Consider the following 19,510-nt stretch of genomic DNA (forward strand, 5'->3'; position numbering starts at 1 on the left):
CCTTGTCCTGATCTTCATCCGGCGCAGCAGCTCAACTTTGCCACGTCCATATCGAAGGTTTGCGCCGCCAGCTTCAGCCCTTCCACGGTCGTCAGATAGGGGAAGATCGTCTCCCCGAGCGCCTTTGTGGTCATGCCAAACTTCAGCGCCATAACGAGGGTCTGGATCGTATCGGACCCCTCGGGCGCGATGATCTGGCCGCCAAGCAGCCGGTCGGACTTTCTGTCCGCCACCAGCTTGATCAATCCGCGCGTGTCGCGTGCGGCCAGTGCGCGCGGCACCTGATCGAGCGGTACGATGGACGTCTTGACGTCGAGGCCCGCGTCCCGCGCCTGGGCTTCACCGAGACCGACGCCCGCGACCTGCGGGTCGGAAAACACCACCCAGGGCATCGCGGCGTTGTCGTAGCGATGGTCTTCGCCGAGAACCGCATTTTTGGCCGCGAGCTTTGCACCATAGGCCGCCATATAGACGAACTGGTCGCGGTCGGTCACATCGCCTGCGGCATAGATGCCGCGCACCGATGTCTGCATGTCCTCGCCGACGACGATGGACCCACGCGCGTCGGTTTCCACGCCGATTGCGTCCAGGCCCATATCTTTGGTATTGGCCCGCCTGCCAGCGGTCGAAACGAGGTGATCCGCCGTCACTTCGACAGGCTTTCCGTTCTGGATCACGCGCAGTGTCACGCCCGCGTCGTCGCGGCGCACAGTGTCGTAGCTTAACCCGGTCAGAAGAGTGATGCCTTCGGCCTCGAACGCCGCCGCCAATGCCTCCGAGACCTCTGGTTCCGCGCCGGGCAACAGATGCGAACGGGCGACAAGCGTGACCTTCACGCCCATGCGGCTCATCATCTGGGCCAGCTCCGCGCCGATGTAGCCCGCGCCGATGAAGATCAGGCTTTTCGGCAGTACTTCGAGTTCCAGAAGACTGGTGCTGTTGAGCGCGCCGATTTCCTCGATGCCGTCGATGGTCGGCAGAACGGGACGCCCGCCCGTGGCGATGATGGTCCTCGGTGCTTTCAGGGTTCGCTCACCGACTGTCACGCCACCTTCGATCAGCCGCGCGGGACCGGCGTCGATGTAATCGACATCCTCATATTCCGGCAGAAGGTCCGCGTATTTCTTCTGGCGCAGGGTCGTGACCAGATCGTCCTTGGACTGAACGAGCGTCTGCCAATCATCCACTTGTGCCCGTCCCGACAGGCCGGGGAACCGCTTGGCAGCCCCCGCACAGTGCACGGCCTCTGCCGCACGGATCATCGCCTTGGAGGGCACGCATCCCACGTTGACGCAAGTTCCGCCGATGGTGCCATGTCCTACGAGGGCGACACGCTTTCCGGCATCCGCGCCGGTAATTGCGGCGGAGAACCCCGCCGATCCGGCCCCAAGAACGATCAGGTCATAGCCGCCCTGTTCATCGTCGGTTTTGTTCAGGTCTTTCATCTCAGCGCGCCTCGCCATGTTCGGGGTCTTTTGGTCTGGCGGCGAGCAGATATATGACCGCGCCGATGGCGATCAGCGGTGTCAACATGCCGAGGAGGCCGAAGACCATGCCGGTGGCGGTGCAACATCCCATCATCATAAGAGCGATCCTTTCTTTTGCGCACGGTTCAGGAGAACCGCGTAGAGTGCTGTGGCGGCGAAAACGCCGATTGTGATCCGTATTGCGAACCTGAATTCGAGAAGAATGATCAGGATCGACAGGGCCACCGCGAGGCCGGTGGCCCAAAGTTTCGGGGCCGGTCCCGGTTTGCCAGCGCGCAGCCAAAGGGCCTGTGCCACCACGGCGAGGCTGAAAAACAGCAGCGGGAACAGGGCGTAATCGAGCCAGCCCGTGAGGGCCGACAATCCGACGCCAGCGACGATGACGACCAGAAGCGGTGTAAAGTAGCAGAGCGCGGCGAAGAGCGCACCGCCAAGCCCCCATTTCAGCAGACGGTCGGAATTTTCAGGTGTGTCAGTCAAGGAGCCGTCTTTCTCTGTGATGGGTCGGGGCCGGAGGCGCGTTTCATTTGCGAACGACGCAGTGCGCGGACGATCAGGTAGGTCAGACCCGCCAAAACCAGCACGGCAATGCCACTCATTCCAGAGAGCCAAGCCCCAACGCCGCCGAACAACGCTGCAAGCACGGCAGTTCCGCCGCCGCAGCAGACGACCACGACCGGAGCTGCTATTCCGAAGGCCAGCAGGCCACCCATCAGATTGTCACGCATTGCAGGAGATTGTCACGCATTGCAGGCGGCTCAGGAGGCTGTGTCGGGCAGCACCTGCGCCGGATAGCCATTGGCCGTCACCGCGCCGATGATGCTTTCGATGGAAGTTTCGGCGTCATCGTAGGTCACGCTGTAAACACCCTGCCCGTATTCGGGGCCGTCCTCGAATGCGGCGATCTCGACCGACGGAACACCGCGCATCGAGCTGGCAACAATGAACGAACAGGACGGGCATGTCAGTTCGCTGACGGCGATCTCGACCTGGCGCTCTTCAGCGAGGGCCGGGGTCGAGAGTGCGACGATGGCCAGGGCGGATAACAGGAGATGCTTCATGGTCATGGTCCTCGTTCAGAATTTCAGGATGAAGGGGGTGATGTAGGGAAAGATCATGGCGACAGCGACAATCGCGGAAGCGGCCCAGAGGGTTGCGCGCATGATGCGGCGGTCGATGGGGCGGGCGCAGGTGCCATCGGCACAGGCCTCGGCATCTACAGGCTTGTAAGCCTTGTAGAAGCCGTATCCCAAAAACGCGGCGCTCAGCGCGAAGGTGTACCATTTGTAGGCATAGAGCGCCCCGAGCTGCGCGATGAACACGCCTGTCACGCCAAAGCTGACCAGCACCAATGGAAGGATGCAGCAAGAAGTCATCGCCAGCGCACCGAGGACGCCGAGGCCGGTCACGCCCCATCCCTTGGTGGTTTCGTCGCCAATTTTCTGCGACTGAGATTGCGGAAGTTCCGCCAAATGTTGTTCCATCGAATCTTCCTTGAACAGATGTTTCCACCGTTCTAGGGTCTGTAGTTGATACAGGCTCAAGGGATTTTTCGGCACAATGAGTAACACAAGCGTGAGATCAATTCGGCGGGGCGATTTGGCCCGCGCAACGGGCTGCAACCTGGAAACCATTCGCTATTACGAGAAAATCGGGATCATGCCGGACCCGCCGCGCAGTACGAAGGGCTACCGAAGCTACGACGATGCCCACGTCAAGCGGCTGAAATTCGTCATGCGGTCCCGCGATCTAGGCTTTTCTCTCGAAGAGGTTCGCGGGCTGCTTGGGCTGGTCGATGACCGATCCCGGACATGCGCCGAGGTGCAGATCATCGCCGAAGATCATCTGACTGACGTTCAGGCCAAGATTGCCGATCTGCAGCGCATCGAGCGCGTCCTGTCGGACACTGTTGCGCGATGCACCGGCGATGCTGCCCCAGAATGCGCGGTGATCGATGCGTTACTCGATGCTTAGTCCACCCTGAAGAAGAGGGGGCAACGGACCTTCGTGAACGGCGCAGCGAAAGCCCGAAAAGTCCCGCACCGCTGACCTTGGGGCCCTGGACTATGCTGCGCGGTGCCATGAAGGTCCGGTATGGGGAAGCCGCGCTGCGGCAATGGTGATCCTGGCCAATGACCGGTGTGGGCCGCTGATGTCGGGCAAAGGCCCTGCCCAAAGCTACATCCGGTGCTCTTCCAATCCGAGCTCGGCCCACATCCAGCTGAAGTCGTATTCGGTAATCGGACCCTCATCATGCCTGGCGCTATGGTTTTCCAGCAGCTTCAACCAATCGATCACCTTCTCGCGCCCCGCTGCCGTGTGGACGGCCTGCCGCGGTGATTTGCTTCCAAGCGCCGGGATTGGCGCGTCCAGCGTTTCGCGGTAATGCTTGTCCATGTGATCCCGCATCAGTTGGCGCGCGATGTCTGGTGGAATTTCCTCGACCTCCTCACTCGGCCTGTCACGCTGTTGGTCGGCCCGCATCTGATCAACCGTCCGGATCGTGGTCAAATGCGATCTTAACAGGTCCCCGGCGGCGTCGCGGATCAACTTCCGGACCTTGTCCGCCCGCTCGGTCGAGTTGACGGTCACGAGCAGCGCCTTGCCCTTCAGTTCCATGGAGCCCAGAACGGTGACCCCCTCCATCTGCGTGTCCAGCATGATGCCATAGCCAGCCTTGCCGCCGCGCCCCTTCCGCTCCGCCAGCCAGCTCCAGAGCTTCGGTCCCTGCGGCAGGAAACCCTTCACCCGGTCCAGCCGCTCTGCCACCGCCCTTTGCGTGACGCCGCTGGCAAACAGGTACCGCAGGTCGTGGAACAACACATCATCCCCGTCCGAATTCGTGAACTGCGGTTGCGCCGGGGTGAGGGCGCGATCGATCTCGATAAATAGCCATGCGGTGGTAAAGATGGGTGCGCAGGTCAGAAGCTGATCGCGGGTGAGCCGCAGTGCATCTCGCTTCTTCAGCTTCAGAGCATCGCGCAGCCCCGAAATCAGGAAATCCACTGTCTCGGCCCGAAAGGGCAACAACGCCCCGGAGATAACGTGGTGATCTCGCTCGGGCACCACGCGCACGGCAATCCGGTCCCATTGCTTCAGTGTGCGTGTAGCGGATATCTCCTTCACTGTGACCGGGGCAGCATCCGACAACAGATCGCGTAGCGTCATCGACGTGCCGGGCTGGACATTACTGACTTCATACAAGCTGACCGGCGCATCCCGCAGCGCCGCAAAATAGGCCCGGTTCAGCGCCGTCTCCTTCCAGCCGCGCCGCTTCAGGTAGAGATCGACGATGTTTCCGTCCTCATAGCGCTGGCCAAGGAAGTCCTCGAACCCGCACCCCCAAAGCACGCCCGTCCACTGCTCGCCCAGGAGGTCGGCCAGGCCTTCCTGGTCGAGCTCGAATTCTTCCAGCGCGGGTATCAGGTGTTCCGCGACCACATCCTGCAGCCGTTCCCGCCAGTCGCCTTCCCTGCCAATGAAGGCCAAAAGACCCGATATGTCATTGCGTTCGGCCATCGCCTCTCACCCGTGTTCCCACAACAACATCTTGCTATTCACCACGGTAAGCAAGATGCCGGTTAAAGCTGCTCAGCCGCCTGTGCCGCTGTTCCGACGTGGGTAGGCATATAAGAAAATGCCGCGTCACAGCGCGAAACGAGTGCCCTTTTCTGACATCGCCTGTAGGGCGGGCTTCAGCCCGCCCTACGGCAAAAATGCAGACCGCAGCTTCGTCCTGCTTAGCTGCCTTCCATACGATCGCGAAGGGCCGCTGCGAGATTGCGGGAGGTGTGAAAGACGGCCAGAATTGTGACTGCCTCGACGTTGACCTCGTAGACAATGAGATAGGGTGACCCTGCCACATTCATTTCCCGCGTCCCGGAAAAGCGCCCCGGACGGCCGAGTGCGGGAAACTCCGGAAGCTTCGCGGCTGTTCGGGCAATCTGCCTGTACACATTCTCGGCCGCAGCCGGGTTTTCCCGCGCGATATAATCCACGATGGCTTCAAGGTCTCGCCCGGCCGGCTCGGCAATGAGAAGTGTCTTCAAGCCTGCCAGCCATGCTTGGTGGCAATGGCGCCAAAGACGTCGTCGGCAGAACTGACGTTACCCTCGCGCGCTGCGGCCACCCCGGCCGCGATCCGTTCCATTTGCCAAGCGTTGGCTTCGAGAAACTGATCGATCGCCTGATTGACCACATAGTTGCGAGAACGATCCATCGCGGCGGCCAAGGCATCGATCTCCGAGACCCTGGCTGTGCGGACGGTCATGGGTTCTGTTTCGGCGCGCTGCGGCATGGTGTGCTCCAATGTAATCGTATGTAATCATACGCCTTGCCAATGTAGATTTCCAGTCATGCGCTGATCAGGGTCGGAAACGCTTGCTGCGGAGCGGATGTTCTCTGTATGTTCCGGACATGCCAGCGGGTCATCCATCTGCCAACAAGTTCCGAAACCGCACCTTGCGGCACATCGAGCATTCGGTGCGGCTGGCGCTCGTGACCTGCACCGGCTGCGGGCGTGCCTGCCGTTATTGGGCTCATGATCTCATCAAGGTTCTTGGCCCGGATCATGATCTGCTAGTGCCGCCATTCATTTGCTCGAAATGCCGCCGCCGCGAATGGATGGATATTCACTGGATTGTGCCGTCTGCGACCGAGTTACAGGACGGCTTGACGGTCCGCCGTCCCGTCAAGCAGGTTGTTCGCTGGATCTGGCGCGACGAAAAGGCGTGAGAAATTGTGCAATTTATACTCCAACACCACCGCCCAGGAGGCCATGCGCAAACTGTTCAGCGGGCTGGCTGATCGGGCCGGCAATCTTCAGCCCGGCCAGGTCTATCCCGACCAGCTGGGCGCGATAGTTCGGCATAACGAGGATGGCCTGGAATTGGTCAAAGCTCGCTGGGGAATGCCCTCACCTAAATTTGCCCTAAAGACCGAGCGAGATCCAGGCGTGACAAATGTGCGCAACCTGTCCAGCCCACATTGGCGGCGGTGGTTGGGCAAAGAGTGCCGTTGTCTGGTGCCGGTGACGGCCTTCGCAGAGCCGCTCGGCAAGGGAAAAGGCAATCAGTGGTTTGCGCCCGCAGATGCTGGCGCGCAGATGTTTTTCGCGGGCATCGAGACGCGGGGCTGGAAATCGGTTCGCAAGGTGAGGGATGGCGAAACGACCGACGACCTCTATGCCTTCCTGACCTGCGGGCCGAACGCCGAAGTGAAGGCGGTGCATCCAAAGGCTATGCCCGTGATTTTGATGGAGCCTGATGCATGGTCGGCCTGGCTCAATGGCACTGACGCGAAAGAATTGCAGCGTCCGCTGCCCGATGGCGCGTTGAAACTCATCGATGACGCCCAGTAAGGGCACTGTCTAAAGTCAGGCGAATGTCGACTTTGTCGGTCCTCGTCGCTCTGCTCCGTCCATCTCGGCCCTGGCGGGAGGCGCCCGCATGACGCGATCACCGGCATTACCGCTGAGATCATGGCCCAACGGTCGATCCCAGGCAGGTTGTCCAGCCTGGGACGGCAGCGCCGCACGGGCCGAAGCAGGCTGCAAGCGAGACGCCAGGGATCGAGCGCAGCAGCCTGTGGGCAACCTGACCAGTCAGGCGGCTTCAACTGGACCGAAGAAGATCCTTTGAGGCCCGCCTCGGCGGGCCATGTCCTGCGGGGGGATTCGGACAGAGCCGAACGCCCCCGCTTTCCTGGGCCGCACGTTCCGTGCGTCCGTCAGGGAACCGCCGGTTCCCCCACGCAAGGCCGTCGGCTTGACGGGGCGAAGGGGTTTCCCCGGCCTTCCTCCGCCTCGCGTCGTCGTGCAGGCCGGGTGATCCCCCTCCCCTTCGCCCCTACCGACAACCTTGCGCGGGTCCCCCTCCTGCCCGAAGGTATTCCTATCCGCCGTCGCCCTCGCAGCAACCGTCATGTTCTGGCTATGAAACGAGAACGAGTCCTGACCCTAGTCAATCACGCGCTTGACCGGCACAAGAAGCTTCATGGCTGCATCTCCTCAGAAGAACGCCTGCAGGCCGGTCTGGGCACGGCCGAGGATCAGGGCGTGGACGTCGTGGGTGCCTTCGTAGGTATTGACGGTTTCCAAGTTCACCATATGGCGCATCACCGGGTATTCGTCCGAGATGCCGTTGCCGCCGTGCATGTCCCGGGCGACCCGGGCAATCTCCAGCGCCTTGCCGCAGTTGTTGCGCTTGATGAGGCTGATCATCTCAGGCTGCATCTTCCCTGCCTCGAAGAGGCGCCCCACGCGCAGGGCGGCGTTCAGGCCGAGGGTGATCTCGGTCATCATGTTCGCAAGCTTCAGCTGATGCAACTGCGTCTGCGCCAAGGGCCTGCCGAACTGCCTGCGGTCCAGCCCGTACTGCCGCGCCGCGTGCCAGCAGGCCTCGGCCGCGCCCATCGAACCCCAGGCGATGCCATAGCGCGCCCGGTTGAGGCAGCCGAAGGGACCGCCGAGGCCCTCGGCGTTCGGCAACAGCGCGTCCTCGCCCACCTCGACCTCGTCCATGACGATCTCGCCGGTGACGGAGGCGCGCAAGGAGAGCTTGCCCTCGATCTTCGGCGCCGACAGGCCCTTGGTGCCCTTGTCCAGCACGAAGCCGCGGATCTTGCCGTCATGCGCCTCGGACTTGGCCCAGACGACGAAGACATCGGCGATGGGCGAGTTGGAAATCCACATCTTCGTGCCGTTCAGCACATAGCCGTTCGCGGTCCTGCGGGCGGTGGTCTTCATGCCGCCGGGGTCGGACCCCGCGTCGGGCTCGGTCAGCCCGAAGCAGCCCACCCATTCGCCCGAACAGAGCTTCGGCAGGTATTTGCGCCGCTGCTCCTCGGACCCGTAGGCGTTGATCGGGTACATCACGAGGCTCGCCTGGACCGACATCATGGATCGGTAGCCCGAATCCACCCGCTCGACCTCGCGCGCGACAAGGCCGTAGCTGACGTAGCCCGCGCCGGTGCCGCCGTATTCCTCGGGGATGGTGACGCCCAGCAGGCCCAGCTCGCCCATCACGGTGAAGATGGCGCGGTCGGTGTGCTCGGTCTGGAAGGCCTCGCGCACGCGGGGGGCGAGGTGGCCCTGGGCATAGCTCCGCGCGGTGTCGCGGATCATGCGCTCTTCCTCGATCAGCTCGTCTTCCAGCAGAAAGGGATCTTCCCAGCGGAAGCTGCCGATGCGGTCCATCTTCATGGTGGTTTCTCCTATCTGCATCAGGCGAGTTCGATAAGCATTACGGTGGTCATGCCAGGCCTATCTTGGGGTCGCGAGGCACCGGCAATTCTTACATGTTGGGATAGTTCGGTCCGTCGCCGCCCTGCGGCGTGGTCCAGACGATGTTCTGCGACGGGTCCTTGATGTCGCAGGTCTTGCAGTGGACGCAGTTCTGGAAGTTGATGACGAAGCGCGCCCCTTCCGGCACCGACTTGTCCTCGACCACCTCGTAGACGCCGGCCGGGCAATAGCGCTGCGCCGGCTCGGCATATTCCGGCAGGTTCACCCGGATCGGGACGGTCGGGTCCTTCAGCTTGAGGTGGCAGGGCTGGCTTTCCTCGTGGTTGGTGAAGGAAAAGGCCACGTTGGTCAGCCGGTCGAACGACAGCTTGCCGTCGGGCTTGGGATAATCGATCGGACGATAGTTCTTCGCGGGCCGGGTGGCGGCGGCGTCGGTCTTGCCATGCTTCCAAGTGCGCAGGATGTTGCGGTTGAAGAGGCTGGCGACCCACATGTCCATGCCGCCCAGCATCAGGCTGCCCATCATGCCCGTGCGCGACCAGGCAGGCTTGACGTTGCGGACGCGCTTGAGGTCATGGGCGATGAGGCCCGTGCGGACATCCTGTTCGTACTCGACCAGCTCGTCGCCCTCGCGTCCCGCGGAGATGGCCGCCGCGGCCGCGTTCGCCGCCGCGATCCCCGACAGCATGGCGTTGTGGTTGCCCTTGATGCGGGGAACGTTGACCATTCCCGCCGAGCAGCCCAGCAGCAGCGCGCCCGGCACCGTCATCTTCGGCAGCGACTGCCAGCCGCCTTCGGAAATCGCGCGGGCGCCATAGGCCACGCGCTTGCCGCCTTCCAGCAGCTCCGCGATGGCCGGGTGGTGCTTGAAGCGCTGGAACTCGGCGTAGGGGTAGAGATACGGGTTCTCGTAGTTCAGGTGGACCACGAAGCCGATGAAGACCTGGTTGTTCTCGGCATGGTAGATGAAGGACCCGCCGCCCGCGTTCTTGCCAAGGGGCCAGCCCATCGTGTGGACGACGGTGCCTTCCTTGTGCTTGGCGGGGTCGATCTCCCAGATCTCCTTCATGCCGATGCCGAACTTCTGCGGCTCGTGCCCGGCGGACAGGTCGTATTTTTCGATCAGCTGCTTGGCGAGCGATCCGCGCACGCCCTCGGCGATCATCACGTACTTGCCGCGCAGCTCCATGCCCGGCTCATAGGACGGGCCGGGGGTGCCGTCGGGGTTCTTGCCCATCTCGCCCGCGACGACGCCGGCCACGCGGTCGCCGTCCATCACCAGCTCGGAGGCCGCCATGCCGGGGAAGATTTCCACGCCCAGCTCTTCGGCCTGCTCGGCCAGCCAGCGGCAGACGTTGCCCATGCTGACGATGTAGTTGCCGTGGTTCGACATCAGCCGCGGCATCGGCCAGTTGGGGATGCGCGCCGAGCCCGCCGGGCCCAGCACCACGAAGCTATCCGAGGTGACGGCCGTCTTCACCGGCGCGCCCTTATCCTTCCAGTCGGGGATCAGCGCGTTCAGGCCCACCGGGTCCAGCACCGCGCCCGACAGGATATGCGCCCCGACCTCGGAGCCCTTTTCCAGCACCACCACGTTCAGGTCCGGGTCGATCTGCTTGCACCGGATCGCCGCCGACAGGCCCGCAGGCCCCGCCCCGACGATCACCACGTCGAATTCCATCGATTCGCGTTCGATCGTGCTCATCCTTTCTCCTGGGTGTCGAGCGCATCGCGGAACGTCTCGACCAGCTTCTGCTTGAGAACCTTGCCGTTTGGCGAGGTCGGCAGCATCGTCGTAACGATGATGCGCGTGGGCCGCTTGTAGGGCGAGAGACGCTCGGCCACGTGCTCGCGCAGGTCGGCTTCGCTGACCACGGCGGGATCGTCGGCCTGACAGAAGGCCAAGACCTCCTCGTTGCCGCCCTCGACCTTGCGGCCGATCACGGCGGTCTGGACCACGCGGGGATGGTCGTTCAGCGCGGCCTCGACCTCGGGCGGATAAACGTTGAAACCGCCGCGGATGATCAGCTCGCGCGCGCGCCCTGCGATATGCAGGTTGCCGTCCTCGTCGATGCGGCCCAGATCGCCGGTGCAAAGGAAGCCGTCCGCGTCGAAGGCAGCGGCCGTGGCCTCGGGGTTGCGGAAATAGCCGGGCATGACATGCGGGCCTCGGGTCTGGATCTCGCCCACGCCATCGGGGCCCACGTCGCGCAGGCGCAACTCGACGCCGGGCAGGGCCGGGCCAACGCTCACATCGGGCACACCCGGCGGGTTGGTGGTCAGGGTGACGCCCGCTGTCGTTTCGGTCAGGCCATAGCCGTTCTGCAGTGCCACGCCATAGAAGGCCTCGGCCCGCCGCTTCCAGTCGGGATCAAGCGGCGCGGCCCCCGACGACACATAGCGCAGCCGTCCCGGCGGCAGGCGGGTGCCGCCCGCCTCCTCCATGATCAGGGCGTGCATTTGCGGGACCGCCGGCAGGACGCTGACGCCGGATTGCAGGGCCTCGACCACGGCCGGGGCCGAGAAGCGCGGGAACAGCCACAGCTCGGCACCCGCGACGGTGCTGGCAATCATCATCGAGGTCAGGCCGAAGACATGGGTCATCGGCAGCACGCCCAGGATCAGGTCGTCCGAGGTGATCTCGCGCATCCGGGCCGAGGTCTGGCCGCCAAACAGCAGGTTGGCGTGGCTGAGCATCACGCCCTTGGGCGTCCCGGTCGAGCCGGTGGTGTAGAGGATCACCGCCGTCTGCGCGGCGCCTTCGGCCACCGGCTCGGGCGTGGCGGATGGGTGCGGGCCGGCGATCGACAGCTTGCCAAGCGGCGTGTTCCACGCGTCAGCACCCGCGATCTCGGCATGGGTGCCGGCCTGCGGCGAGACATGGTTCAGATAGACGGTCAGGCGCGGGTCGGCATGTTCCGCGATGCGGTGCAGCTCGTGTTCGGTCATGCGGGCGTTGACCGGCACGGCCACCGCATCAAGGCGCGACGTCGCCATCAGCAGGCCGACCAGCGCCCCACAGTTTTCGGCGAGGATCAGCAGCCGGTCGCCGGGGCGCAGGTCGCGCGCCTGCAGTTCCGTGGTCAGCACCTCCACGGCGTCGGCCAGTTCGGCATAGCTATAGGTGCTGCCGCCCTCATCGCGCAGCGCGGGCGCGTCCGGGCGGGTGCGGCGCTGGATGTCGAGCAGATCGTGCACGCGGGTCAGGGTCATGGGCGGGGTTCCTTCTTGTCGGCGCCAGAGCTGCCGCGGCCGAAATCGGGCGTGGTGCGGTTCAGGCGGGCGGTCAGGCCGGCGGCGGCTTCGGGGGCGGCGAGCGCATCGGCCATGGCCTCGGCCTCGCGGTCCAGTTGAGAGTCGAAATCGCCCTCGCGGGCGGCGGCGAGTAGCTGCTTGATCGCGCCCTGGGCCGCGGCCGGGCCCTGCGCCATGCGCGCGGCCAAGGCGGCGGCACGTTCCAGCGCCTGCCCCGGCGCGACGAGGTCGGTCACCACGCCCATGGCCGCAAAGCGCGCGGCGGGGACCGGATCGCCGGTCAGGCACATGCGGGCGGCAATGCCCGCCGGCACCCTGCGCGCCAGCGAGGCGGTCAAGCCGCCATCGGGCACCAGCCCGACGCGGACATAGGCGGCGGCAAAGCTGGCATCCTGGGCCGCGACCAGCAGGTCGCAGGCCAGCGCCATCGACAGCCCCGCCCCGGCCGCACCGCCTTCGACGGCGGCGATGACGGGGCGCGGGCAGGCGCGGATGGCGCGGATGGTGGCGTGCAGATCCTCGATCCGCGCGCGCCGTTCGTGCCGGGGCATGGCCGCGCGGGTGGCCAGCGCGTTCAGGTCACCGCCGGCGCAGAAATAGCCGTCGGCGCCGGTCAGGACCACGGCGCCCCGACGATCCTGCGCCGCGGCCTGCGCCAGCGCGTCGCGCAGGCGGGCATACATGGCGGGGGCCAGCGCATTGCGGCGGCCGGGGTTCGACAGCGTCACCCGCAGGTAATCGCCGCAATCCTCGATCAGGGCGTCGGCCTGCGGGGCGGTCATGGGCTGTCCTTCGGGCGGCTTTGGGCGGCGGCGGGGACGCGCTTGAAGATCCCGCTGGCGGTGGCGATCAGGGTGCCGTCGTCATGGACCAGCTCGGCCGAGACGAACAGCAGGCTGCGCCCGCCCCCGACCACGCGGCCGGTCGCGGTGACGCCGCCATGCCGCGCCGGGCCGACGAAGTCGATGTTCAGCGAGACGGTCAGGAAGGGCTGGCGGCCGCTGTCATCGACGGTCAGGCTGGCGGTGGCGCCCGCCGCGCTGTCCAGCAGCATCCCCGCGATTCCGCCATGCAGCACGCCGTGGCGGTTGGTGTGGCGCTCGTCCAGGACCAGCCGGCAGCGGGCGCGGCGGTCCGGCTGGCCCACGTCGAGCACATAGCCGACCATACGCTGCGCGCCGGTCTCGCCCTGAATGATGCCGCCGTCGCTCATGCCGCGCTGGCCGCGATGAAGCGTTCGAGGTGATGGTCGCTGTCGCCGAACCGCGCATCGGCGGCCAGCAGGCGGCGGGCGAGGGGGGCCAGCTCGTATTCCTCGGTCATGCCGATGCCGCCATGTAGCTGGATGGTTTCCTCGGCCACATACAGCGCGACCCGGCCCAGCAGCGATTTCGTCGCCGCCACATGACGGTCGCGGTCGGCGGTGTCGATGTTCCCGGCCAGGTTCCACACCGCCGAACGCGCCTGCTCGACCTCGGTCAGCAGGTCGGCCATGCGGTGCTGGAGCGCCTGGAACGAGCCGATCGGCCGGCCGAACTGCTTGCGGGTCTTGAGGTAGTCGGTGGTCAACTCGACCGCCTTTTCCATCGCCCCCAGCGCGTCGGCGCAGACCGCAAGGATCGCCGCCGCCAGCGGCCGGTCCAGCAGCGCGGCGTCGCCGATGCGGCGGGCGGGGGTGCCCTTCAGCGTGACCTCGGTCGCGCGGCCGCCATCCATCAGGGCATAGCCGCGCAGGCCCAGCCCCTCGGCCCCGGCCTCGACCAGCCACAGCCCGTCGGTCGCCTTGACGATCAGATGGGTCGCATCCTCGGCCCCCGGCACCAGCGATTTCTCGCCGGTCAGCCGCTCGCCCTCGGCGAGGGTCGACACGTTGCCGTCATAGCGCTGGCCGGGTTCGTCAAGCGCCACCGCGATGCGGGCCTCGCCGCTGGCGGCGGCCTCGGCCAGATCGGCCTCGCCGGCGGCGGACAGGATGCCCGCGCCCAGCACCACGCTGTCGAGCAGCGGTGTGACGGCGGCGGCGCGGCCAAGGGTGCGGAACACCATCAGGATGTCCGGCCCGGTGCCGCCAAAGCCGCCCGCCTCTTCGGTCATCAGGGCAAGGCCCGCGCCCAGTTCGGACAGGGCGGCGGCGTCCCCGCCCCGCTCCAGCGTGCGGGCGAGGCTTTCGCCCAGCATGGTCTGTTCGTCGGTGAACCCGAAATCCATGACGCGTTTCTCCCCTTAAAGGCCCAGCAGGGATTTCGCGATGATCCCCCGCTGGATTTCGTTCGAGCCGCCATAGATCGACAGCTTGCGGTTGTTCAGATAGGCGCGGGTCGCGGCTGCCGCCTCGGGCGGGCCGGGGGGCAGGTGGTCATTCGCGCCCTCGACCGCCTCGGACGGAAAGGCCAGCGCCCAGGGGCCGACCGCGCGGCGGGTCAGGTCGTTGATCGCCTGCCGGATCTGGGTTCCCTTCAGCTTCAGCATCGAGCTTTCCGCCCCCGGCACCTGCCCGGCCGCCGCCTGCGCCAGCATCCGCAGGTTGGTGGTCGCCATGGCCATCAGGTCGATTTCGATCTCGGCCAGACGCGCGGCAAATAGCGGGTTCTCGATCAGCGGCTTGCCATGGGCCTGCTGCGCCCGCGCGATGCGCTTCAGCGCCGCGAGGCCCGCCGTGGCGAAGCCCACGCCGGCGATGTTCGTGCGTTCATGCGTCAGCAGATATTTGGCATAGGTCCAGCCCTTGTTTTCCTCGCCCACAAGGTTTTCCGCCGGCACCCGGACGTCGTCGAAAAACACCTCGTTCACCTCGGGCGTGCCGTCCAGCAGCACGATGGGGCGCACGGTGATGCCGGGGCTGGTCATGTCGATCAGCAGAAAGCTGATCCCCTCTTGCGCCTTGGCGGTGGGATCGGTCCGCACGAGGCAGAAGATCCAGTTCGCGTGCTGGCCCAGCGTGGTCCATGTCTTCTGGCCGTTGACGATATAGTCGTCGCCGTCGCGCACCGCCGTCGTCTTGACCGAGGCGAGGTCCGATCCCGCGCCGGGTTCGGAATAGCCCTGACACCACCAGTCCTGCCCGTTCAGGATGCGCGGCAGAAAGCGGTCCTGCTGTTCCTTGCTGCCGAATTTCTGCAGCACCGGCCCCAGCATGGCGATGCCGAAGGGCAGGATGCGGGGGGCGCTGGCCAGCGCGCTTTCCTCGTCAAAGATGTGGCGCTGGATCGCGGTCCAGCCGGCGCCGCCGAACTCAACCGGCCAGTTGCCGGCCAGCCAGCCCTTTTCGTTCAGGACCGCGTGCCATTCCTCGATCTCGGCCTTGGTCAGTTCCTGCTGCAGCCGGACCTTTTCCGACAGCCGCTTGGGCAAGCGGTCCTGAAGGAACTGGCGGACCTCGGCGCGAAAGGCCTGGTCGTCGGGCGAAAAGCTCATGTCCATGGTGGTTCCCCTCAGAAAATCTCGATCAGGCCGGCAGCACCCTGGCCGCCGCCGATGCACATGGTGACGACGCCCCATTTCGCGCCGCGCCTGCGCCCTTCCAGCAGCAGATGCCCCGCCGTCCGCGCCCCGGTCATGCCGAAGGGGTGGCCGATCGCAATGGAGCCGCCGTTGACGTTGTATCTTTCGGGGTCGATGCCCAGCCGGTCGCGGCAATACAGCGCCTGGCTGGCGAAAGCCTCGTTCAGCTCCCACAGGTCGATGTCCTCGACCGTCAGCCTGGCGCGTTCCAGCAGGCGCGGCACGGCAAAGACCGGGCCGATGCCCATCTCGTCCGGCTCGCAGCCGGCGACGGCAAAGCCGCGAAAGGCGCCCAGCGGGGTCACACCCTCGCGCACGGCCAGATCGCCCTCCATCACCACCAGCGCCGCGGCGCCGTCGGACAGTTGCGAGGCGTTGCCGGCGGTGACGTAGCGGTCCTCGCCCTTGACCGGCTTCAGCGCGGCCAGCGCCTCCAGCGTGGTCGAGGGACGGTTGCATTCGTCCATGGTGAAGGTGACGTCCTCGTTCCGGCTCTCGCCCGTGGCCTTGTCCAGCACGGCGCGGGTCACGTCGAGGGGGATGATCTCGTCCGCGAACAGCCCCGCCTGCTGGGCGGCGGCGATGCGCTGTTGCGAGCGCAGCGCGTATTCGTCCTGCGCCTCGCGGCTGACGCCATAGCGTTCGGCGACGATGTCGGCGGTGTCGATCATCGGCAGATAGAGGTCGGGCTTGTGCGCCTCGATCCAGGCCTCGCGCGAAGGGCGGGGCGGCGGCTGCACCAGGCTGATCGATTCCACGCCGCCGGTCAGGATCGCCTGCGCTCCCTCGACCTGCACCATATGGGCGCCCATCGCCAGCGCCTGCAGCCCCGAGGCGCAGAAGCGGTTGACGGTGGTGCCCGCCACGCTGACGGGCAGGCCCGCGCGAATGACGATCTGCCGGGCGATGTTGCCGCCGGTAACGTATTCGGGATAGCCGCAGCCCCAGATGCTGTCCTCGATCAGCGCCGGGTCGATGCCCGCGCGTTTTACGGCGGCGGCGGCGACATGGCCGCCCATGGTGGCGCCGTGGGTCAGGTTCAGGCTGCCGCGCGCAGCCTTGCCGATGCCCGTGCGGGCGGTTGCGACGATGACGGCGTCCTTCATGATGCGTCCTTTCCGGTGTTCACGTCGGCAAGTGTCCCGCCCTCGGCCGCAAGACGCGCCAGAAGCGGCGAGATCTGCCAGAAATAGGGATCATCTTCGGCATAACGGGCGATGTCGGCGGCGATCCGGTCCAGCCCCTGCGCGTCGGCCCAGTGCATCGGCCCGCCCTTCCAGCGCGGAAAACCGTAGCCGTGCAACAGCACCACGTCGATGTCGGACGCCCGCGCGGCGATGCCTTCGTCGAGGATCTTCGCGCCCTCGTTGACCATGGCGGCCATGTAGCGGGACTGGATTTCCTCAGCCTCGAACGGGCGCGGGGTGATGCCCAGGTCGGACCGGATGCCTGACAGCATGTCGTCCATGTCGGGGTCGGGGCGGCCCTGGGGGCTGCCTTCGTCATAGATGTAATAGCCGCGCCCGGTCTTGCGCCCCAGCCGCCCGGATTCGACCAGCCGGTCGGCAAAGACGGGAACGCGTTCGCGCGGATCGCGCGTGGGCGCCTTGCGCTGGCGGGTGGCATGGCCGATGTCGAGACCGGCCAGATCGCCCACCTGATACGGGCCCATGGGAAAGCCCAGGTCCACGACAGCCCGGTCAACCTGATAAGGCGAGGCGCCGTCCAGCACCACGTGGTCGGCCGCCGTGCGATAGGCCAGCAGCATCCGGTTGCCGATGAAGCCGTCGCAGACGCCGGACCGCACGCCGATCTTGCCCATCTTCTTGGCCAGGGCAAAGGCCGTCGCCGTGACATCGGGGGCGGTCTTGTCCGCCACCACGATTTCCAAAAGGCGCATGACGTTGGCGGGCGAGAAGAAATGCAGCCCGATCACGTCCTGCGGCCGGGTGGTCGCCCCGGCGATCAGGTTCACGTCCAGATAGGACGTGTTGGTCGCCAGCACCGCGCCGGGGCGGCAGACGCGGTCAAGCGTGCGAAACACCTCTTGCTTGACGTCCAGATTCTCGAACACCGCCTCGATCACCAGATCGACGTTGGCCAGCGCGTCATAGCCTGCGACCGCGCGCAAGGCCTGGTCCAGCATCCGGTCGGCCGCCGTGCGGTCCAGCTTGCCGCGCTTGACGGCGCCGTCCAGCATGGCGCGGATGCCACCTGTGGCCTTGGCCGCTGCGGCCTCGTCGCGTTCCACCAGGGTCACGTCCAGCCCGGCTGTCAGGGCGGATGCGGCGATCCCCTGACCCATGGTGCCGCCGCCGATGATGCCGATGCGCGCAACCGGCCGGGCCTTGACACCGGCCGGATCATCCTGCTGCGCCGCCCGACGTTCGGCGAAAAAGGCGTGGATCAGGGCAGCGCGTTCAGGGGTCTGCATCAGGTCCATGAAGGCCTGGCGTTCCTGTGCCATGCCCTTTGCAAAAGACAGGTCCAACCCGGCCACTATCGTGTCCAGCGCGCGCAGGGGCGCCACCTGACCGCGCGCGGATTTCGCGACCTTTGCGCGCCATGCCTGAACCATGTCGGGATCGACGGCGGGGGCGGGCGTTTCGGACAGCCGCCGGGGACCGGACCCCTCGGCCAGAAGGCGACGCGCCTCGGCCTCGCCCGCCGCGCGGGGATCGGTGCCTTGGGCCAGCGCGTCGATCAGCCCCAGGTCAAGCGCCTGCTGGGCACCGATCTGGCGGCCCGACGTGATCAGGTCGATGGCGTCCGTTACCCCCACGGCGCGCGGCAGGCGCTGCGTTCCCCCCGCCCCGGGCAAAAGGCCCAGGGTCACTTCGGGCAGGCCCATCCGGGTGCCGGGAACCGCGACGCGGTGATGGGCGCCCAGGGCAACCTCCAGGCCGCCACCCAGAACCGTGCCGTGCAGGGCCGCCACGACCGGCTTGCCGGACGCCTCGATTGCGGCGATCACCTCGGGCAGGAACGGGGCCACGGGCGGCTTGCCGAATTCGGAAATGTCGGCGCCGGCGATAAAGGTGCGGCCCGCGCAGAACAGAACGGCTGCCTGCGCGTCGGCGTCATTGGCCAGCCGGTCCATGGCCTCCGCCAATCCCCGGCGAACCGCCGCCGACAGGGCGTTGACGGGCGGATTGTCGATTTCGATGAAGGCGATCCCGCCTTCGCAGCGATAGGTGACGGGGGAATGTTCGGTCATGGTCATGCCTCGGTGCGGATCAGGCCGGGGGCCTGTCCGGTCAGTCGTTCCAGGGTGCGGACCGCCGCGGCCAGTCTGGGCCCGACGTCGGATTGCATGCGTTCGACCGACGCCTCAGACGGCAGGGCGCCGCAGGTGAAGATCACGGGTTCAGCCAGATTGCCGCTGCGGAACGGAACCGAGACCGCGTTGTAGGCGGCAGGCCCGCTGCCCGCCGGGGTGGACACAAAGCCTTGGCGCATCATTTCGGTCCGCACCAGCGGGCGTGTGGTCAGCAGGTCGGCCATGGCGTCGCGGTCCGCGATGGATTCGGACACGATCCGGTCGATCTCCTCGGGCGTGGCGGCGGCGACAAAGGCGCGCGGCGACGAAAACGGTTGAAACGGGATCCGCTGCCCGACCTCGAGCCAGATCGAGGCGACGTGGGTGGGGCGCCAGGTGCGGATCAGCACCATCTTCTCGCCGTCGCGCACCGCCAGGACCACCAGCGTTCCGGTCTCCTCGGCCAGCCGCTGCATCAGATCATGCGCCGGCACCAGGAAGGACAGCGAGGCCGCCGCGACATGTCCCACCGCCACCAGGGTCGGTCCCGGCCGGAACCGGTCGTCGCGCGGCGACTGGACCAGATAGCCCAGTTGCCCCAGCGTGAAGGTCAGCCGCGAAACGGTCGATTTCGGCAGGCCGGTGCGCTGCGCGATCTCGGCATTTCTGAGCCCGTCATCGGTGACGCGGAAGGCCCGCAGCACCGACAGGCCCCGGGCCAGGGTGGTTGCGAAACGAGGGTCGTTCAGGTCGGTCATGTCCATC

22 protein-coding genes are annotated in these 19,510 nt (G+C 66.1%); 3 read left to right on the top strand and 19 right to left on the bottom strand.

Annotated elements, in window-relative coordinates:
• Positions 1-14 precede the first annotated feature (14 nt).
• The 6 genes from merA to CX676_RS20590 are packed head-to-tail and all read right to left on the bottom strand — an operon-like array spanning position 15 to position 2,971.
• Entirely contained in the window at positions 15-1,445 is a 1,431-nt protein-coding gene (gene merA, locus CX676_RS20575) for a mercury(II) reductase (protein WP_040545982.1), read from the bottom strand.
• Between the two features lies 1 nt (position 1,446).
• The gene (locus CX676_RS22655) at positions 1,447-1,584 is read right to left on the bottom strand and encodes a hypothetical protein (RefSeq protein WP_007803572.1); all 138 of its coding nucleotides are present in this window, start codon (positions 1,582-1,584) and stop codon (positions 1,447-1,449) included.
• On the bottom strand, positions 1,581-1,967 hold the full coding sequence (merF, locus tag CX676_RS20580; protein ID WP_101754682.1) for a mercury resistance system transport protein MerF: 387 nt from the start codon (positions 1,965-1,967) through the stop codon (positions 1,581-1,583). Before merF ends, CX676_RS22655 begins: the two co-directional genes overlap by 4 nt.
• Positions 1,964-2,215 (bottom strand): hypothetical protein, encoded by a 252-nt coding sequence (locus CX676_RS22660; protein WP_072629817.1) that lies wholly within the window; start codon positions 2,213-2,215, stop codon positions 1,964-1,966. Before CX676_RS22660 ends, merF begins: the two co-directional genes overlap by 4 nt.
• Positions 2,216-2,245: 30 nt before the next feature.
• Positions 2,246-2,548 (bottom strand): heavy-metal-associated domain-containing protein, encoded by a 303-nt coding sequence (locus tag CX676_RS20585; RefSeq protein ID WP_040545980.1) that lies wholly within the window; start codon positions 2,546-2,548, stop codon positions 2,246-2,248.
• A 15-nt stretch (positions 2,549-2,563) separates the two neighbouring features.
• Positions 2,564-2,971: a mercuric transporter MerT family protein gene (locus tag CX676_RS20590; protein ID WP_007803565.1), complete on the bottom strand. Its 408-nt coding sequence runs from the start codon at positions 2,969-2,971 to the stop codon at positions 2,564-2,566.
• A 76-nt stretch (positions 2,972-3,047) separates the two neighbouring features.
• On the opposite strand from CX676_RS20590, the gene CX676_RS20595 reads away from it, so the two are divergent.
• The gene (locus CX676_RS20595; RefSeq protein ID WP_153218054.1) at positions 3,048-3,461 is read left to right on the top strand and encodes a MerR family transcriptional regulator; all 414 of its coding nucleotides are present in this window, start codon (positions 3,048-3,050) and stop codon (positions 3,459-3,461) included.
• Between the two features lie 204 nt (positions 3,462-3,665).
• On the opposite strand, the gene CX676_RS20600 is transcribed toward CX676_RS20595, so the two are convergent.
• From CX676_RS20600 to CX676_RS20610, 3 genes are all read right to left on the bottom strand, one after another.
• Positions 3,666-5,006 carry a hypothetical protein gene (locus CX676_RS20600; RefSeq protein ID WP_101754683.1) on the bottom strand — a complete coding sequence of 447 codons (1,341 nt, stop codon included), beginning with the start codon at positions 5,004-5,006 and terminating at the stop codon, positions 3,666-3,668.
• 221 nt (positions 5,007-5,227) lie between these two features.
• Positions 5,228-5,536: a type II toxin-antitoxin system RelE/ParE family toxin gene (locus CX676_RS20605; RefSeq protein WP_101754684.1), complete on the bottom strand. Its 309-nt coding sequence runs from the start codon at positions 5,534-5,536 to the stop codon at positions 5,228-5,230.
• Positions 5,533-5,784 (bottom strand): CopG family ribbon-helix-helix protein, encoded by a 252-nt coding sequence (locus CX676_RS20610; RefSeq protein ID WP_232816719.1) that lies wholly within the window; start codon positions 5,782-5,784, stop codon positions 5,533-5,535. The genes CX676_RS20605 and CX676_RS20610 overlap by 4 nt, the downstream gene beginning before the upstream one ends.
• Positions 5,785-5,903: 119 nt before the next feature.
• Here CX676_RS20610 and CX676_RS20615 point away from each other — a divergent pair, with 119 nt between their 5' ends.
• Both CX676_RS20615 and CX676_RS20620 read left to right on the top strand, forming a co-directional pair.
• The gene (locus CX676_RS20615; protein ID WP_101754686.1) at positions 5,904-6,221 is read left to right on the top strand and encodes a hypothetical protein; all 318 of its coding nucleotides are present in this window, start codon (positions 5,904-5,906) and stop codon (positions 6,219-6,221) included.
• 43 nt (positions 6,222-6,264) lie between these two features.
• The gene (locus CX676_RS20620; RefSeq protein ID WP_232816720.1) at positions 6,265-6,846 is read left to right on the top strand and encodes an SOS response-associated peptidase; all 582 of its coding nucleotides are present in this window, start codon (positions 6,265-6,267) and stop codon (positions 6,844-6,846) included.
• 648 nt (positions 6,847-7,494) lie between these two features.
• Here the strand turns inward: CX676_RS20620 and CX676_RS20625 are convergent.
• From CX676_RS20625 to CX676_RS20670, 10 genes are all read right to left on the bottom strand, one after another.
• The gene (locus CX676_RS20625) at positions 7,495-8,688 is read right to left on the bottom strand and encodes an acyl-CoA dehydrogenase (protein ID WP_232816721.1); all 1,194 of its coding nucleotides are present in this window, start codon (positions 8,686-8,688) and stop codon (positions 7,495-7,497) included.
• Between the two features lie 91 nt (positions 8,689-8,779).
• Positions 8,780-10,435 carry an electron transfer flavoprotein-ubiquinone oxidoreductase gene (locus tag CX676_RS20630; protein WP_101754688.1) on the bottom strand — a complete coding sequence of 552 codons (1,656 nt, stop codon included), beginning with the start codon at positions 10,433-10,435 and terminating at the stop codon, positions 8,780-8,782.
• A complete protein-coding gene (locus CX676_RS20635) occupies positions 10,432-11,943 on the bottom strand; it encodes a class I adenylate-forming enzyme family protein (protein WP_101754689.1) in 1,512 nt (503 codons plus the stop codon). The genes CX676_RS20630 and CX676_RS20635 overlap by 4 nt, the downstream gene beginning before the upstream one ends.
• Entirely contained in the window at positions 11,940-12,767 is an 828-nt protein-coding gene (locus tag CX676_RS20640; RefSeq protein ID WP_101754690.1) for an oxepin-CoA hydrolase, alternative type, read from the bottom strand. Before CX676_RS20640 ends, CX676_RS20635 begins: the two co-directional genes overlap by 4 nt.
• On the bottom strand, positions 12,764-13,198 hold the full coding sequence (locus CX676_RS20645) for a PaaI family thioesterase (RefSeq protein ID WP_101754691.1): 435 nt from the start codon (positions 13,196-13,198) through the stop codon (positions 12,764-12,766). Before CX676_RS20645 ends, CX676_RS20640 begins: the two co-directional genes overlap by 4 nt.
• Positions 13,195-14,193, bottom strand: coding sequence for an acyl-CoA dehydrogenase family protein (locus tag CX676_RS20650; protein ID WP_101754692.1), 999 nt, complete (start codon positions 14,191-14,193; stop codon positions 13,195-13,197). The genes CX676_RS20645 and CX676_RS20650 overlap by 4 nt, the downstream gene beginning before the upstream one ends.
• Before the next feature lie 15 nt (positions 14,194-14,208).
• Complete coding sequence (locus tag CX676_RS20655; protein ID WP_101754693.1) at positions 14,209-15,405, bottom strand: acyl-CoA dehydrogenase family protein; 1,197 nt, start codon at positions 15,403-15,405, stop codon at positions 14,209-14,211.
• Between the two features lie 11 nt (positions 15,406-15,416).
• Positions 15,417-16,592 carry an acetyl-CoA C-acyltransferase gene (locus tag CX676_RS20660; protein WP_101754694.1) on the bottom strand — a complete coding sequence of 392 codons (1,176 nt, stop codon included), beginning with the start codon at positions 16,590-16,592 and terminating at the stop codon, positions 15,417-15,419.
• Positions 16,589-18,703, bottom strand: a complete 2,115-nt coding sequence (locus CX676_RS20665) for a 3-hydroxyacyl-CoA dehydrogenase NAD-binding domain-containing protein (protein WP_101754841.1) — start codon at positions 18,701-18,703, stop codon at positions 16,589-16,591. Before CX676_RS20665 ends, CX676_RS20660 begins: the two co-directional genes overlap by 4 nt.
• A 2-nt stretch (positions 18,704-18,705) precedes the next feature.
• Positions 18,706-19,503, bottom strand: coding sequence for an IclR family transcriptional regulator (locus CX676_RS20670; protein ID WP_232816722.1), 798 nt, complete (start codon positions 19,501-19,503; stop codon positions 18,706-18,708).
• Between the last annotated feature and the right edge of the window lie 7 nt (positions 19,504-19,510).

The sequence above is a fragment of the Paracoccus zhejiangensis genome (assembly GCF_002847445.1).
Taxonomy (GTDB): Bacteria; Pseudomonadota; Alphaproteobacteria; order Rhodobacterales; family Rhodobacteraceae; genus Paracoccus; species Paracoccus zhejiangensis.